A 16,454-nucleotide genomic window follows, 5' to 3' on the forward strand; every position below is an offset into this window, starting at 1 on the left:
ACCTGTAGGAGCGAGGCTTGCCCGCGAAGGCTGCCTTGCAGGCAACGCAGATCTCTATTTGGAAAGAAACCGCATCCCTTCTTCAAGCCCCCGCAACGTCAGCGGGTACATCTGGTCATCAATCAAGTCCCGCACAATGTTGGTTGAGGACGTATAGCCCCACGTATCTTTCGGATACGGGTTGATCCAGATGACCTTCTTGTACTTCTCCATGAACCGCTGCATCCACACATACCCGGCTTCTTCGTTCCAGTGTTCGACGCTGCCGCCGGCCTGGGTGATTTCGTATGGCGCCATCGCAGCATCGCCAATGAAGATCACTTTGTAGTCGGCGCCGTACTTGTGCAGCAGGTCCTGGGTCGACGTGCGCTCGGAAGTGCGGCGCATGTTGTTCTTCCACACCGATTCATAAATGAAGTTGTGGAAGTAGAAGTACTCCAGGTGCTTGAACTCGGTTTTGCAGGCCGAGAACAACTCTTCGCAAATCTTCACGTGAGCGTCCATCGAGCCGCCGATGTCGAACAACAGCAACAGCTTGACGGTGTTGCGCCGCTCCGGCCGCATCTGGATATTCAGCAGGCCGGCATCGCGCGCGGTGTGGTCGATGGTGCCATCGATGTCCAGCTCTTCCGCCGCACCCTGACGGGCGAATTTGCGCAAGCGCCGCAGGGCAACCTTGATGTTGCGCGTGCCCAGCTCCACCGAATCGTCGAGGTTCTTGTACTCGCGCTGATCCCACACCTTGACCGCTTTGCCCTGGCGCTTGCCGGCATCGCCGACCCGAATGCCTTCCGGGTTGAAACCGCCGGAGCCGAACGGGCTGGTGCCGCCGGTGCCGATCCACTTGTTGCCGCCGGCGTGGCGTTCTTTCTGTTCTTCAAGGCGTTTCTTGAACTCTTCGATCAGCTTGTCCAGGCCGCCGAGGGACTGGATCGCCGCCCGCTCTTCTTCGGTCAGGGAGCGCTCGAATTCCTTGCGCAGCCAATCTTCAGGAATCAACGCCTGAAGGTGATCGTCGAGTTTTTCCAGGCCATTGAAGTAGGCGCCGAACGCGCGGTCGAACTTGTCGAAATGCCGTTCGTCCTTCACCAGAATCGCCCGGGACAGGTAATAGAACTCGTCCATGTCGGCGAAGGTCACGCGCTGTTTCAGCGCATTGATCAGGTCCAGCAGCTCACGCACCGAGACCGGCACCTTGGCTGCGCGCATTTCATTGAACAGGTTGAGCAGCATGGCGATCAGCCTCTTAGCGGGTGCCGCGACGGCTCATGAACGCCAGACGCTCCAGCAACTGAACGTCCTGTTCGTTCTTCACCAAGGCGCCTGCCAGTGGCGGAATCGCTTTGGTCGGATCGCGTTCGCGCAATACCGCTTCGCCGATGTTGTCGGCCATCAGCAGTTTCAGCCAGTCCACCAGTTCGGAGGTCGATGGCTTTTTCTTCAGGCCCGGGACCTTGCGCACGTCGAAGAACACGTCCAGCGCTTCGCTGACCAGGTCTTTCTTGATGTTCGGGTAGTGCACGTCGACGATCTTCTGCAGCGTCACGCGATCGGGGAACGCGATGTAGTGGAAGAAGCAGCGGCGCAGGAAAGCGTCCGGCAGCTCTTTCTCGTTGTTGGAGGTAATGATGATGATCGGGCGTTTCTTGGCCTTGATGGTCTCGTCGATCTCGTAAACGTAGAACTCCATCTTGTCGAGCTCTTGCAGCAGGTCGTTGGGGAACTCGATGTCAGCCTTGTCGATTTCGTCGATCAGCAGGATAACCCGCTCTTCGGACTCGAAGGCTTCCCAGAGCTTGCCCTTTTTCAGGTAGTTGCGAACGTCATGGACCTTTTCCGTGCCCAGCTGCGAGTCACGCAAGCGACTGACCGCATCGTACTCGTACAGGCCCTGATGCGCCTTGGTCGTGGACTTGATGTGCCAGGTGATCAACTTGGCGCCGAAGGATTCGGCCAGTTGTTCGGCGAGCATGGTTTTGCCGGTGCCCGGCTCGCCCTTGACCAGCAGTGGACGCTCCAGGGTAATGGCGGCGTTGACCGCCAGCTTCAGGTCATCGGTGGCGACGTAGGCCTGGGTGCCTTCGAACTTCATCTGCTAATCCTCGAACGGTAACGCCGACCTGAACGGGGCAGGGCGGGGCGCAATAAGTGTAGTACCCGACTATAACGCGCTGCCCGGTCGACTGTGAACGCAGACGGCTTATTCAGTCTCTGAATGGGGCGTCACATCTTGACTCAGTCTCGGCGGCTGGCCAGTATTGAGCTATCGCCATTTTGGCGATAGCTTGCCCGGCATGTCTACTAAATATCGATTTCGCGATACGTACCGCATTCAGTTGCGCGAGAAGGATCATCCACCGCCCCATGTTCACCTGACGGGTGGCGGGCTGGATGTCATGTTGAGCCTGGAAACCGTCGAAGTGATGGTGGGCAAGGCACCGCCGCTGATTATCAAGGAAGCACTGGAGTGGGTCAGGGCCCATCAGGTGCATTGCTGGAGGACTGGAAACGATGTTACCCATGAAACGACCACGGCTGTCGGCTGTACAGGTGTTGCCGGACTACCGTTTGGCGCTGACCTTTATCGACGGTCAGCAACTGACCCTCGATTTGAGTCGCGACTTGCACGCCTATCCAGGATTGCAGCCATTACTGGAGGCTGGCGCATTTGAAAGTGCAATGTCAGGCGATGATGGCTGGAGCGTCGAGTGGCCGGAGCAGGACATTCAGATCGGCGCCGACACTCTGTATCTGGATGCTCTCGCGCAAAACGCATCGGATGAGAACACCCGGATCTTTATCGATTGGCGTGCCCGTACCGGGTTGCCGCTCAATCAGGCGGCTGAAGCGTTGGGGGTTAGCGCCCGCAGTATCACGCGCTATAGCAGTGGGCGTGAAGCAGTACCCCGATCATTGGCGCTGGCCTGTCTGGGGTGGGATTTCCTGCAGCAGCAAGCGAGCCCGATGCGGGCAGCCGAAGAAACCGGGCGCTACACCATTACGCGCAAACCTTAACCAGCCTCCGGCTTCGGCCGCTCATACCGGGCATTGAACGCCTGAACAAAGCCATTGCGTAAAATCTGCAAAAACGCCTGAAACGCGCTGATATCTTGTCGATGCACATTGCCGCTCAGTTCTACCCGAGTGGCAAACTGGTTCTTGCCCTGGTTTTTCAGCACGGTTTCGGAGCCCCCGACGATGGCTTCCCAGATTGAGCGGAAAAGTCCCTTGTCCTTGTTTTCCACATCCTGCTGCCAGTTGAACACGTCGACATCTTTCAGCAGCGGTTTGATGTAGCCGGTGAGTTTGGCTTTTTTGGCTTGCGCTTCGATCACCACATCGCCGTGACCGGCGTTGAAGTCGAACTTGCCGTAGGCCGAGGCGAAGTCGTTCATGCGTTTGAGTTCGATGTCCCGGGCCCGCAGGCGGAACTCGAAGTCTTCAAAGTTACTTAACGGGTCGAAGGTTGCCGTTGTCTCCAGTGGCGCGTGGCCAAGTAACAGCGCCTTGCCTTCAAAGCGGGCGTCGCGCTTGCCTTCGGTATCGACCACGTTGGTCAGGTTGTAAAGGCTGGCGTTGACCTGGGTGGCGTTCATGTTGACGGGGGGCTTGGAATTGAAGTTTCGAAAGGTGATCTTGCCGTCGTAGATGCGTATTTCGTTAAAGGTGAACGGCGCCAGTTTGCTCAGCTGTGCGCGCCAGTCGGTGCCTTGACCGGTCTGGGAGTTTTTTTTGTTGGCGCCACCGTCGACGAAGTTCACCTCGGGGTTGAAGAACTGCACCTCGGCCACCACTGCGCGGTCGGACCAGAGTGAGTGCCAACTGACAGAAAGGTCGATCAGCGGCGCATTGACGAAAGGTACCGGCACCTTGCCGTCGACCTTGACGATCTTCAGTCCGTTGATTTTGTAGGCGCCGCGCCACAGGGCCAGGTCCACGTCGGTCACCTGACCCCGGTAATCGCCCATGTCCGCCAGCTTGTCGTTCAAGTAGTCGCGCACCAGGTACGGCAGGGCGATGTGCAGGGCAATCAGCAGCACAACGAGGCCGGCGAGGGTCCACAGGGGCCAACTGTATCGACGTTTCATGACGGCAAATCTCTGGCGATGTAAAACCATTGACTGCGGCGGTCACCGGACGTTCGACCTGACTGGACGACCACCGGCAACAGGCATACCTTTGGGAGCTTATTCAACGCTGTACAAGGACCCAGCCATGAGCCGTATTTACGCTGACAACGCCCATTCCATTGGCAATACGCCATTGGTGCAGATCAACCGGATTGCCCCGCGCGGTGTGACTATCCTGGCCAAGATCGAAGGGCGCAACCCGGGTTATTCGGTCAAGTGCCGGATCGGCGCGAGCATGATCTGGGACGCCGAAAGCTCCGGCAAACTAAAGTCTGGCATGACCATCATCGAACCGACGTCGGGTAATACCGGTATTGGCCTGGCGTTCGTTGCCGCTGCCCGTGGTTACAAATTGATGCTGACCATGCCGGCGTCGATGAGCATTGAGCGACGCAAGGTCCTCAAGGCACTGGGCGCCGAACTGGTGCTGACCGAACCGGCCAAAGGCATGAAGGGCGCCATCGAGAAGGCTGCCGAGATTCTTGCCAGCGACCCGGCCAAGTACTTCATGCCGGCGCAGTTCGACAACCCGGCCAACCCGGCCATTCACGAAAAAACTACCGGCCCGGAAATCTGGAACGATACCGACGGCGCGGTCGATGTGCTGGTAGCGGGCGTCGGAACCGGCGGAACCATTACCGGCGTTTCGCGGTATATCAAGAATACCCAGGGCAAACCGATTATCTCGGTAGCAGTGGAACCGGTCGTGTCACCTGTGATCACCCAGGCCATTGCCGGTGAAGAGATCAAGCCTAGCCCGCACAAAATCCAGGGGATCGGTGCCGGTTTTGTCCCGAAGAATCTGGACTTGTCGATGGTCGATCGGGTTGAGTTGGTCAGCGACGACGAATCCAAGGCTATGGCCTTGCGCCTGATGCAGGAAGAAGGGATTTTGTGCGGTATTTCCTGTGGCGCCGCGATGGCGGTGGCGGTGCGTCTGGCCGAAACGCCGGAAATGCAGGGCAAGACCATCGTGGTGATCCTGCCGGATTCCGGTGAGCGCTACCTGTCGAGCATGCTGTTCAGCGATCTGTTTACCGAGGCGGAAAATCAGCAGTAGGAGCAGCCTGCGACTTTTTGATCTTGTTTTGAGAGGGCTGATTCACGTCAGCCCCCGTTCAGGAACCTTATGTTAATAAGTGCTTTATTGCACAAACCTTAATACTGAATGTCGAGTTTTGCGGGTTTTTCCCGAGGCCGGTAATGTTTATCATGGCCGGCTGCCACGTCGGGTAAATGGCGTTGTGCGAAGAGCCTAATCTCAAGGAGCCGTAGATGACCTTTTCCTTTGCCGCGAAAGCGTCAGTGTTGCTGCTATTCCTGGGCAGCACCCTCTTTGTGCATTTGCGCGGCAAGGCGCGATTGCCGGTTCTGCGGCAGTTCGTCAATCACTCGGCCCTGTTCGCACCTTACAACGCCTTGATGTACCTGTTCTCCGGCGTGCCGTCCAAACCCTATCTGGATCGCAGCAAATTCCCGGAACTGGACGTGCTCAAGGACAACTGGGAAATCATCCGCGACGAAGCCATGCACCTGTTCGACGAGGGTTACATTTGCGCCGCCGAAAAGAACAACGATGCCGGTTTCGGTTCGTTCTTCAAGAAAGGCTGGAAACGCTTCTACCTCAAGTGGTACGACAAACCCCTGCCATCAGCCGAAACCTTGTGCCCGAAAACCGTGGCCTTGGTCAGCAGCATTCCCAACATCAAGGGCGCAATGTTCGCGTTGCTGCCAGGCGGAAGTCACCTCAATCCACACCGCGACCCGTTTGCCGGTTCCCTGCGTTATCACCTGGGGCTGTCGACGCCGAACTCTGATGATTGCCGGATCTTCGTCGACGGTCAGGTTTACGCCTGGCGCGATGGCGAGGATGTGATGTTCGATGAGACCTACGTGCATTGGGTCAAGAACGAAACCGAGAGACCCCGAGTCATTCTGTTCTGCGACATCGAACGACCGCTGAGCAATCGCGTGATGATCCGGATCAATCGCTGGATCAGCGGCTTGCTCGGTCGTGCCACCGCGCCTCAGAATCTTGAAGATGAACGGGTTGGCGGGATTAACCAGGTTTATGCCTGGAGCAAGAGCTCCAGCGACAAGGTCAGCGGCGTGGTCAAACGCTGGAAGCGTCGTAACCCCAAGGCATACCGCATGCTGCGGCCGGTGCTGGCGGTGGTGGTACTGACGTTGTTGGGGTATTGGTTGTTTGGGTAACTGGATGCAATAGAAAACCGCTCCTTGAGAGCGGTTTTTTTATGACGGTGATGGGCTACCTGATTTTTGGTAATCGGCTGGCGGCATTGAGCATACTGGGCATCATCAGTCTGGTCTTCGTGTTCCGTAAAACAGCGTAAAAACGATAAGGCCTGGAGCATTGCTCCGGGCCTTTTTTATTTGGCCCACGCCGGGCAGATAAGCTATAGACGCTCGCGCGTGACCTCCCACGTGACGCTGGCCGAAGTGACGTGCATGCACAGCCAGACGCCGGGGTCGAGGTGTGTGAGGCGATGGTGCATGGCGGGCCGTATCCAGCGACGTCGGATTCGCGGGGGACGTCGGTCGGGACGTTGGCGATTGACCGGTTTTTGCGGCCGGTTTGCTTCCAGAATTATCCGGATGCACTGCTGCCCGAGGCGTTGCAGAACGCCAATCCGCTGGGATTCGGCGGTTGGTGGATGGGGAAGTGAGTCAGTCGGCTTTGTAGCGCCTGGGCTGGCGCCATCGCGAGCAGGCTCACTCCCACAGTGATTGGTGTCGTGCACAGATTTTGTGATCAGTACCTAATCCTGTGGGAGTGAGCTTGCTCGCGATGACGTCATCAGCCTCACCAAAAATCTACTTGGCCGCCACCCCTGCAGCCTTCACCACCGAAGGCTTCAACACCAACCACAACGCCGCCGCAATCAACACCCCGCCATAGATATGCGCCATCGACAACGGCTCATCCAGCAACAGCGCTCCCCACAACACCCCGAACGGCGGGATCAGGAAGGTGGTGGTCATTGACCTCACCGGCCCGATCGAGCTGAGCAGACGGAAGTAAATGATGTACGCAAGCGCGGTACACACCAGCCCCAACCCAAGCAACGACAACCAGACATTCCAGCCGCCCCAGCTTGCCGGTGGCTGGCTGATCACGCTGTAGCCGAACAACGGCAATAAAAACAGCGTCGCACCAAGCATGCTGCCCAGCGCCGAAAGACGGCTGTCGAGACCGCCCGCGTGATCAAGCCAGCGGCGGGCCAGGAATCCGGCAAAGCCATAACAGGTGGTGGCGAGCAGGCAGGCAACGGCGCCCATCAGCAACTCCATGTCGAACGCCACCGGACCAGCACGGGTAAGGACACCCACGCCAAGCAGCCCGAGGAACACCCCGCCAAGCTTGGCAACGGTCAGTCTTTCATGGAAAAACAGGCCGCCGATCAACACGCCCATCAATGGCGTGGTGGCGTTGAAAATCGCCGAATAGCCGGCCGGCAACACTTGGGCGGCCACGGAATAGAGCGTCGCAGGAATCCCGGAGTTGATCACGCCAAGCAGCATCACCGTCTTCAGTTTGCCTTTGAAATCCCAGCTGATACGCATCAGCCCGAGGATCACCAGCAAGCCTGTGGCAGCAATCGACACGCGGAAAAAGGCCGTGGGGATTGTGCCAATCACGGGGGCGATGATGCGCATGAACAGAAAGCTCGCACCCCAGATCGCTGCCAGCGACAGTAAACGGAAAATATCGACAGGGCTCACGGTGCATTCCTTCCTTGATGAGGACGAGAGTGTTGCCGAGCGCCTTATCCATGGCAACCGAAAAACGAGCATTTAACCCGAGCCGAAAATTACGCTTCTCCTGCACCCGGTTCACTGGCTAAGCTCAGGGCTCCCGAATTCCCGCAGAGGTCTCACCATGCCGCAGCAATGGCCAGCCGCCGACATCGCCCGAATGATCCTCGATGGCTTTGACGATTACCGCGAGCATTTCCGCCAGATCACCGACGGCGCCCGGGCCCGCTTCGAGCAGGCCCTGTGGCAGGAGGCGCAGGTCGCCTCGGCCGCGCGGATCAATCTGTACGAAGAGAAAGTCAGCGAAACGGTGGAACGGCTGCGGATCGCGTTTGACGCCAACACACTGGACGTCAGTTGCTGGCCGCTGGTCAAAAGCGCTTACATCACCCTGATCGACCTGCGCTTCGACGATGAACTGTCCGAGACCTGGTACAACTCGATTTTCTGCGGGCTGTTCAGCCATGACTTGATCAGCGACGGCTGCATGTTCATCCACACCACCCGGCCAAGCCTGCGCCGTGCCCGGGCTGCGCAAACCCGAACCTACAAGCCTCAGGGCCAGTTGTCCGGCATGCTCGCGAGCATTTTTGCCGATTACAGCTTCAGTGAGGATTACGCCGATCTGGCCGGCGACCTGTGCCGCCTCGAAGCCCAACTGCGTGAGAACCTGCCGGACTGGGTGTGCAAGGACCCGGAGTTGAGCGTCGAACTGTTTTCCTCGGTGCTCTACCGCAACAAGGGCGCGTATCTGGTGGGACGCATCTACACCGCTGACGAGCAATGGCCGCTGGCGATTCCGCTGCTGCACCTCGAAGGTCGCGGTATCCAGATCGATGCGCTGATCACCGATGAAGCGGACGTGTCGATCATCTTCTCGTTCACCCGTTCGTATTTCATGGTGGATGTGCCGGTGCCGGCGGAGTTCATCGGTTTCCTGCGGCGGATCCTGCCGGGCAAACACATCGCCGAGCTGTACACCTCGATTGGTTTCTACAAGCACGGCAAGTCCGAGTTCTACCGGGCGCTGATCAATCACCTGGCCAGCACCGACGACCAGTTCATCATGGCCCCCGGTGTGCGCGGCATGGTGATGAGCGTGTTTACGCTGCCGGGCTTCAACACCGTCTTCAAAATCATCAAGGACCGTTTCTCGCCGTCGAAAAACGTCGACCGCGCCACGGTGATCGAAAAATACCGTTTGGTGAAAAGCGTCGACCGCGTCGGGCGCATGGCCGATACCCAGGAATTCGCCGATTTTCGCTTCCCGTTGAGCAAGTTCGACCCGGCGTGCCTGGAAGAACTGCTTGAGGTGGCCGCGTCCACGGTGTCGGTGGAAGGCGACACGGTGCTGATCCGTCACTGCTGGACCGAACGGCGGATGACGCCCCTGAACCTGTACCTGGAAAACGCCAACGAGGCGCAGGTGCGCGAGGCGCTGGAGGATTACGGTCTGGCGATCAAGCAACTGGCGGCGGCGAACATCTTTCCCGGCGACATGCTGTTGAAGAACTTCGGCGTCACCCGGCACGGTCGCGTGGTGTTTTATGACTATGACGAGATTTGTTTCCTGACGGAGGCCAACTTCCGTCACATCCCGCAGCCGCGCACACCGGAAGACGAGATGGCGTCCGAGCCGTGGTACTCGATCGGGCCGCTGGATGTGTTTCCCGAAGAGTTTCCGCCGTTCCTGTTTGCCGATTCCGGGCAAAGGAAGCTGTTTGACCAGTTGCATGGTGAGTTGTACAACGCCGATTACTGGAAAAGCCTTCAGGAATCCATTCGCGCCGGGAAGGTCATCGATGTGTTCCCGTACCGCCGCAAAGGCCTCGATAACGAATAGTCGAAATCGCCCGACTCCGTAGCAGCTGTCGAGCCCCAGCGAGGCTGCGTTCGGCTGCGAAGCAGTCGTCAAATCAGCCAATGCGGTGTTTCAGGTAAACCAAAGTGACTTGATTGACGACTGCTTCACGCCGAACGCAGCCTCGCTGGGGCTCGACAGCTGCTACACAGGCTCGGCTGCGGCTACAAGGGATCTCGTTCGTCCTTTAAATCTGCGACAATCGCCCCCCTGCGCCACTAGACGACTTTTGCGTACCTGATGACTGACGAATCGCCTTCCATCGACAAACTGCTGAAAAACCTCGATCACGCCATGCTCGCCGACCGCCACCGGCTGCGGCGGCAGTTGCTTGAGCTGCGCAAGAAACCTGACGAGGCCAAGCTGGCCCAGTGGGTGACACGCATGCAGGCGTCCTGTGACCAGGTGCTGGCGCGGCGTGCCAGCCTGCCGGTGATTCGTTACGACGACAGTTTGCCGATCGCCGCCAAGCGCGACGAAATCAAGGAAGCGCTGCTCAAGCATCAGGTGCTGATCATCGCCGGCGAAACCGGTTCGGGTAAAACCACCCAGTTGCCGAAAATCTGCCTGGAAATCGGTCGCGGCCAGCATGGCCTGATCGGCCACACCCAGCCACGTCGAATCGCTGCGCGCAGCGTGGCCAGCCGCGTTGCCGAGGAACTGGCGACGCCGTTGGGCGCGCTGGTCGGCTATCAGGTGCGGTTCGAAGACCAGAGCGATTCCAACACCCTGATCAAGCTGATGACCGACGGCATCCTGCTGGCGGAAACCCAGAACGACCGCTACCTCGAACGCTACGACACGATCATCGTCGACGAAGCCCACGAACGCAGCCTCAACATCGACTTCCTGCTCGGTTACCTGAAAACCCTGCTGCCGCGCCGTCCGGATCTGAAAGTCATCATCACCTCGGCGACCATCGACCTGGAGCGCTTCTCCAAGCACTTCGACGATGCGCCGATTGTCGAAGTCTCCGGCCGCACCTTCCCGGTAGAAACCTGGTATCGCCCGCTGACCCTGGAGCAGGACGAGGAGGGCAACCGCGTCGAGGATGACTTGACCGTGGATCAGGCGATCCTCGCAACCCTCGATGAAATCGCCGCGTTCGAACGCAGCGAGCGCAAGAGCCCTGGCGATGTGCTGGTGTTCCTGCCCGGCGAGCGCGAGATTCGCGACGCCGCTGACATGCTGCGCAAAGCCCAGCTCAAACACACCGAAATTCTGCCGCTGTACGCACGGTTGTCGCCGGCCGAACAGCAGCGGATTTTCCAGTCGCACCCGGGCCGTCGCGTGGTGCTGGCGACCAACGTCGCAGAAACTTCGTTGACCGTGCCGGGCATTCGTTACGTGATCGACAGCGGCACCGCGCGCATCAGCCGTTACAGCTACCGCGCCAAGGTCCAGCGCTTGCCCATCGAAGCCATTTCCCAGGCCAGCGCCAATCAGCGTAAAGGTCGTTGCGGACGGGTCGAACCGGGCATTTGCATCCGCCTGTACGGCGAAGAAGATTTCATCGGTCGTCCGGAATTTACCGACCCGGAAATCCTGCGGACCAACCTCGCGGCGGTGATCCTGCAGATGCTGCATCTGCGCCTCGGCGAGATCACCGATTTCCCGTTTATCGAACCGCCGGATGGCAAGGCCATCAGCGACGGTTTCAACCTGCTTCAAGAACTCTCGGCGGTGGATCGCAATAGCCAGCTGACCCCGCTCGGCCGTCAGTTGGCGCGCCTTCCGGTGGACCCGCGCATGGGCCGCATGTTGCTGGAAGCGGCGAAACTTGGCAGCCTTCAAGAAGTGCTGATCGTCGCCAGTGCCATGTCGATTCAAGACCCGCGCGAGCGTCCGCCAGAGCGTCAGCAAGCGGCGGATCAGGCCCACGCACAATGGAAAGACGTGGACTCGGATTTCGCCGGGCTGGTCAATCTGTGGCGTGGCTTTGAAGAGCAGCGCCAGGCGCTGACGGCGAGCCCGCTGCGCAACTGGTGCCGCAAGAATTTCCTCAATTACCTGCGCCTGCGCGAATGGCGCGATTCTCACCGTCAGTTGAGCCTGATCTGCCGCGACATGCAGTTGAGCCTCAACAAAGAGCCGGCGGACTACCCGAAATTGCACAAAGCCGTGCTCTCGGGCCTGCTCAGCCAGATCGGTCAGAAAACCGATGAAGGCGACTACCTCGGGGCTCGTCAGCGGCGTTTCTGGATTCACCCGTCATCCGGGTTGGGCAAGAAGCGTCCGCAATGGCTGATGACCGCCGAGCTGGTGGAAACCACCAAGCTCTACGCGCGGATGGTGGCCAAGATCGACTCCGACTGGATCGAGCCGCTGGCCGGGCACCTGATCAAGAAAAACCACTTCGAACCGCACTGGGAGAAGAAGCGCGGTCAGGTCGTGGCCTTCGAGCAGATCACGCTGTTCGGGCTGATCGTGGTCGGTCGCCGGCCGGTGCATTACGGGCCGATCGATCCGGTGGTGTCCCGTGAGTTTTTCATTCGCGAAGGCCTGGTGCGCGGCGAGATTCAATCCAAGGCCAAGTGCCTGACGGCCAACCAGCAGCTGCTGGAACAGCTCGACGAACTGGAAGCCAAGGCCCGTCGTCGCGACATTCTGGCCGACGAAGAAACCCTGTTCGCGTTCTACGATGCGCGATTGCCAGCGGAGATCCACCAGACGGCGACCTTCGACAGCTGGTATCGGGTCACAAGCCAGAAAGACCCGCAGCTGTTGATCATGCGCGAAGAAGACGTGCTGGCCCGCGAGGCCAGCGAAGTCACCGCCCTGCATTACCCGGACACCTTGCACATCGGCGATCTGGAATTGGCCCTCAGTTACCACTTCGAGCCGAACCACCCGCGCGATGGCGTAACCCTGCGTGTGCCGGCGCCGCTGTTGCCGATGTTGCCGCCGGAACGTCTGGAATGGCTGGTGCCCGGCGTGATCGAGGCCAAATGCATTGCGCTGGTACGCAACCTGCCCAAGGCCCTGCGCAAGAATTTCGTGCCGGTGCCGGACTTCGTCAAAGCCGCATTGCAGCGCATGACCTTCGCTGACGGCTCGTTGCCTCAGGCGTTGGGCCGCGAACTGTTGCGCATGACGGGCGCGCGGGTCAGCGATGAAGCCTGGGCGGAAGCGGAGCAACAGGTCGAAAGCCATCTGCGGATGAACCTGGAAATCGTCGATGGCCAGGGCAAGTTCCTCGGCGAAGGGCGAGATCTGGCCGAGCTGACCGCACGTTTTGCCGAGGCCAGTCAGGCCGCATTGGCCGTGCCGCAAACCGCGAAAAGCCAGCAGCCGGTGGAGGCGAAAGTCTTCGCAGCGGTGGCGCAAAAGACTCAACAGAAGATCGCCGGGCTGTCGATGACGGTGTATCCGGCGCTGGTGGAAGAGAGCGGCACGGTCAAGGAAGGGCGTTTCTCGACCCCGGCCGAGGCCGAGTTCCAGCATCGCCGCGCGTTGCAGCGGTTGTTGATGCAGCAACTGGCTGAGCCGGCGAAGTTCCTGCGCGGCAAGTTACCGGGGATGACCGAACTGGGCCTGATGTACCGCGACATGGGGCGTATCGACAGTCTGGTGGAAGACATTCTGCTGGCCAGTCTCGACAGCTGCATTCTCGACGGCGAAGACCCGTTGCCGCGTGATGGTGCGGGGCTGGCAGCGTTGGCCGAGCGCAAACGCGGAGGCTGGACCGAGCACGCCGAGCGTCTGGCGAAACTGACGCTGGAGATTCTCAAGCTCTGGCACGGCCTGCAAAAACGCTTCAAGGGCAAGATTGATCTGGCACAAGCCGTGGCCCTGAACGACATCAAGCAGCAGCTCAGCCATTTGGTGTATCCGGGGTTTGTCCGGGAAACGCCGATGCAGTGGCTCAAGGAACTGCCGCGTTACCTGAAAGCGGTCGAGCAACGCTTCGAGAAAATCGGCGCTCAGGTACAGAGGGACCGGGTCTGGAGTGGCGAATTGTCCGGTCTCTGGGCCCAATACCAGATCCGCGCCAACAAGCACGCCCAGGAAGGCAAACGCGATCCGCAGCTGGAGCTTTATCGCTGGTGGCTGGAGGAATACCGGGTTTCGCTGTTCGCCCAGCAATTGGGGACCAAAGTGCCGATCTCCGACAAGCGCCTGAACAAGCAATGGACCCTGGTCGAACCGTAAACCCGAGGCTTTGCGCAATACCCTGTGGGAGCGGGCTTGCCCGCGATGGCGGCCGGCCATTCGACATAGATGTTGGATGTGCTGGCCTCATCGCGGGCAAGCCCGCTCCCACAGGTAAGGTGTTGTGTCAGGAGGTGCTTCATCCAGCAAAGAGGGGCCAAAACCCAATGTTTATGGCAAACTTCGCGCCTATAAACGCCGGTCCTGCGGTTTTGAGCCTCTCAAGGTTCGGGCGGTACGGAATAAAGCGATGCCAGGTGTGCTTCCCGTGACGGGAACAGACCCTTTATGTGTTGGTACGTCGGTGCCAACGCTTTCTGCCTGAACAGATTAGAGAAACGACCATGCATAACGTCGTCATCAGCGGCACCGGCCTGTACACCCCGGCCAACAGCATCTCCAATGAAGAGCTGGTGCAGTCTTTCAACGCTTACGTCGCGCAATTCAACGCCGACAACGCCGACGCCATCGCCCGTGGCGAAGTCGAAGCGTTGACCGAATCCAGCGCTGCGTTCATCGAAAAAGCGTCCGGCATCAAAAGCCGCTTTGTCATGGACAAGGACGGCATCCTCGACCCGCAACGCATGGCGCCACGCCTGCCAGAACGTTCGAATGACGAGTGGTCGGTGCTTTGCCAGATGGCCATCGGCGCAGCCGAACAAGCCTTGCAGCGTGCCGGCAAAACCGCCGCCGACATCGACGGCGTGATTGTCGCCTGCTCCAACTTGCAGCGCGCCTACCCGGCCATCGCCATCGAAGTCCAGGAAGCGCTGGGCATCCAGGGTTTCGGTTTCGACATGAACGTTGCCTGCTCGTCGGCGACGTTCGGCATTCAGGCGGCCGCCAACAGTGTGCAACTGGGCCAGGCCCGGGCGATCCTGATGGTCAACCCGGAAGTCTGCACCGGTCACCTGAACTTCCGCGACCGTGACAGCCACTTCATCTTCGGCGACGCGGCCACCGCGGTGATCATCGAACGTGCCGACCTGGCGACGTCCAAGTATCAGTTCGACGTGGTCAGCACCAAGCTGCTGACCAAGTTCTCCAACAACATCCGCAACAACTTCGGTTTCCTCAACCGCGCGGCGGAAGAGGGCATCGGTGCCAAGGACAAACTGTTCGTGCAGGAAGGCCGCAAGGTGTTCCGCGACGTCTGCCCGATGGTGGCCGAGCTGATCGCTACGCACCTGGAAGAGAACAAGCTCAACATCAGCGACGTGAAGCGCTTCTGGTTGCACCAGGCCAACCTCAGCATGAATCACCTGATCGTCAAGAAACTGCTGGGCCGTGAAGCCACCGAAGAAGAAGCCCCGGTGATTCTCGATACCTACGCCAACACCAGCTCCGCCGGGTCGGTGATTTCGTTTCACAAGCATCAGGATGATCTGGCCGCCGGTTCCCTGGCCGTGCTCAGCTCGTTCGGCGCGGGTTACTCGATTGGTAGCGTGATTTTGCGCAAGCGTTGAGGTGGATGGCTGTCGTTCTTTCCTCTGGTTTGCGGCGGCTTTTCCTACATTCGAAACAGTCAGGACGCTGTAATTTTCGGAAATGACAGCAGGACGTTGCCTACGGCGAGTCCTGCCGACTCATTTTTCGAGGTCAGGACAAGGGGATGTGTGAATGGCGGCTGACGACGCGCAACTGCTGGAACGCTTGCTGGCAGGTGAGCAACAGGCTTTCAAAGAGCTGGTCAGCACTTATCAGAGCCCGATGCGTGCGGTGGCTTATGCGATCGTAGGTAGTCGGCATGCCGACGAAGTGGTGCAGGACGCGTGGCTGTCAGTCGTGCGCCATCTGAGCAAGTTTGAGGCGCGTTCGAGCCTCAAGACCTGGTTGCTGACCATCACCGCAAACTCGGCAAAAGGTCGCTACAAACAAAACCGTCGTGAAGTGCTGCTCGATGACCTTCCATCGCCGCATGGCACCGTTGATGACGACCGTTTTTCCGCCGCAGACGGGCATTGGCTGGTGGCGCCGTTTGCCTGGCATCAGGACACCCCGGAAGCGTTGCTCACCCAAAACGAGCTGCGCGAATGCCTTGAACACACCTTGCTAAGCTTGCCGCAATTGCAACGCAGTGTTCTGTTACTTCGCGAACGTCAGGGCCTGGAGCTGGAAGAAATCTGTAATCTTCTGGAAATCTCGCTCTCCAATGTTCGCGTGCTGCTGCATCGGGCACGGTTGAAGGTCTTTGCGACCGTAGAGCACTTTGAGGAAACCGGTGAATGCTGACCTGTAAGGAGCAAGTGGCACGTTCCAGTGACTATCTCGATGGCCAGTTGAGCTTTCGGGAGAAGTTGATGGTGCGGCATCATTTAATGTTCTGCCCCAATTGTCGGCGGTTCATTCGTCAGATGCGGCTGATGCAGGCGACGTTGCGCGTCTTGCCGGAGGAGGAAGTGCCGCAGGTCGATGCACTCGCTGAGCGTCTTGCTGCGGAGCGTCGCAAGGACATTCCGTAGCGTCGTGGAGTCAGCGCGGGGAAGAGAAGCAGGCCGGCGTGGATGCATCGAACGGATGATGGGGATCGATCC

At 59.2% G+C, this 16,454-nt stretch carries 12 protein-coding genes and 3 pseudogenes; 11 read left to right on the forward strand and 4 right to left on the reverse strand.

Annotation, left to right across the window (positions count from 1 at the left end; translation table 11 throughout):
* Positions 1-54: 54 nt before the first annotated feature.
* Both ACYZT6_RS05495 and ACYZT6_RS05500 read right to left on the reverse strand, forming a co-directional pair.
* The gene (locus ACYZT6_RS05495; protein WP_077749161.1) at positions 55-1,233 is read right to left on the reverse strand and encodes a vWA domain-containing protein; all 1,179 of its coding nucleotides are present in this window, start codon (positions 1,231-1,233) and stop codon (positions 55-57) included.
* A 13-nt stretch (positions 1,234-1,246) separates the two neighbouring features.
* Positions 1,247-2,092: an AAA family ATPase gene (locus ACYZT6_RS05500; protein WP_010462104.1), complete on the reverse strand. Its 846-nt coding sequence runs from the start codon at positions 2,090-2,092 to the stop codon at positions 1,247-1,249.
* A gap of 202 nt (positions 2,093-2,294) precedes the next feature.
* Here ACYZT6_RS05500 and ACYZT6_RS05505 point away from each other — a divergent pair.
* Positions 2,295-2,524: pseudogene (locus ACYZT6_RS05505) on the forward strand (DUF4160 domain-containing protein).
* Positions 2,512-3,015, forward strand: a complete 504-nt coding sequence (locus ACYZT6_RS05510; protein WP_462026053.1) for a DUF2442 domain-containing protein — start codon at positions 2,512-2,514, stop codon at positions 3,013-3,015. The pseudogene ACYZT6_RS05505 and the gene ACYZT6_RS05510 overlap by 13 nt, the downstream one beginning before the upstream one ends.
* Here the strand turns inward: ACYZT6_RS05510 and ACYZT6_RS05515 are convergent.
* On the reverse strand, positions 3,012-4,088 hold the full coding sequence (locus tag ACYZT6_RS05515) for a DUF748 domain-containing protein (protein WP_461957688.1): 1,077 nt from the start codon (positions 4,086-4,088) through the stop codon (positions 3,012-3,014). The two genes, ACYZT6_RS05510 and ACYZT6_RS05515, sit on opposite strands and share 4 nt — an antisense overlap.
* Before the next feature lie 127 nt (positions 4,089-4,215).
* On the opposite strand from ACYZT6_RS05515, the gene cysK reads away from it, so the two are divergent.
* From cysK to ACYZT6_RS05535, 4 genes and pseudogenes are all read left to right on the forward strand, one after another.
* Positions 4,216-5,190, forward strand: coding sequence for a cysteine synthase A (cysK, locus tag ACYZT6_RS05520; RefSeq protein WP_462026054.1), 975 nt, complete (start codon positions 4,216-4,218; stop codon positions 5,188-5,190).
* A gap of 215 nt (positions 5,191-5,405) precedes the next feature.
* Complete coding sequence (locus tag ACYZT6_RS05525; protein WP_462026055.1) at positions 5,406-6,344, forward strand: aspartyl/asparaginyl beta-hydroxylase domain-containing protein; 939 nt, start codon at positions 5,406-5,408, stop codon at positions 6,342-6,344.
* 47 nt (positions 6,345-6,391) lie between these two features.
* A pseudogene (locus tag ACYZT6_RS05530) lies at positions 6,392-6,484 on the forward strand (EamA family transporter); the annotation flags it as partial.
* A gap of 129 nt (positions 6,485-6,613) precedes the next feature.
* Positions 6,614-6,834, forward strand: a pseudogene (locus tag ACYZT6_RS05535) (aldehyde dehydrogenase (NADP(+))); the annotation flags it as partial.
* Between the two features lie 131 nt (positions 6,835-6,965).
* On the opposite strand, the gene ACYZT6_RS05540 reads toward ACYZT6_RS05535, so the two are convergent.
* Positions 6,966-7,874 carry a DMT family transporter gene (locus ACYZT6_RS05540; RefSeq protein WP_462026056.1) on the reverse strand — a complete coding sequence of 303 codons (909 nt, stop codon included), beginning with the start codon at positions 7,872-7,874 and terminating at the stop codon, positions 6,966-6,968.
* Positions 7,875-8,031: 157 nt separating this feature from the next.
* Between ACYZT6_RS05540 and aceK the strand changes: the two genes are divergently transcribed.
* The 5 genes from aceK to ACYZT6_RS05565 all read left to right on the forward strand — a co-directional run bounded on the left by aceK (position 8,032) and on the right by ACYZT6_RS05565 (position 16,382).
* Positions 8,032-9,750: a bifunctional isocitrate dehydrogenase kinase/phosphatase gene (gene aceK, locus ACYZT6_RS05545; protein ID WP_462026057.1), complete on the forward strand. Its 1,719-nt coding sequence runs from the start codon at positions 8,032-8,034 to the stop codon at positions 9,748-9,750.
* A gap of 258 nt (positions 9,751-10,008) precedes the next feature.
* Positions 10,009-13,920 carry an ATP-dependent RNA helicase HrpA gene (hrpA, locus tag ACYZT6_RS05550; RefSeq protein ID WP_462026058.1) on the forward strand — a complete coding sequence of 1,304 codons (3,912 nt, stop codon included), beginning with the start codon at positions 10,009-10,011 and terminating at the stop codon, positions 13,918-13,920.
* 344 nt (positions 13,921-14,264) lie between these two features.
* Positions 14,265-15,386, forward strand: coding sequence for a beta-ketoacyl-ACP synthase III (locus tag ACYZT6_RS05555; protein WP_462026059.1), 1,122 nt, complete (start codon positions 14,265-14,267; stop codon positions 15,384-15,386).
* A 154-nt stretch (positions 15,387-15,540) separates the two neighbouring features.
* On the forward strand, positions 15,541-16,152 hold the full coding sequence (locus ACYZT6_RS05560) for an RNA polymerase sigma factor (protein ID WP_462026060.1): 612 nt from the start codon (positions 15,541-15,543) through the stop codon (positions 16,150-16,152).
* Positions 16,146-16,382, forward strand: a complete 237-nt coding sequence (locus tag ACYZT6_RS05565; protein ID WP_462026062.1) for an anti-sigma factor family protein — start codon at positions 16,146-16,148, stop codon at positions 16,380-16,382. The genes ACYZT6_RS05560 and ACYZT6_RS05565 overlap by 7 nt, the downstream gene beginning before the upstream one ends.
* Positions 16,383-16,454: the final 72 nt, after the last annotated feature.

The organism is Pseudomonas sp. RT6P73 (assembly GCF_054897715.1).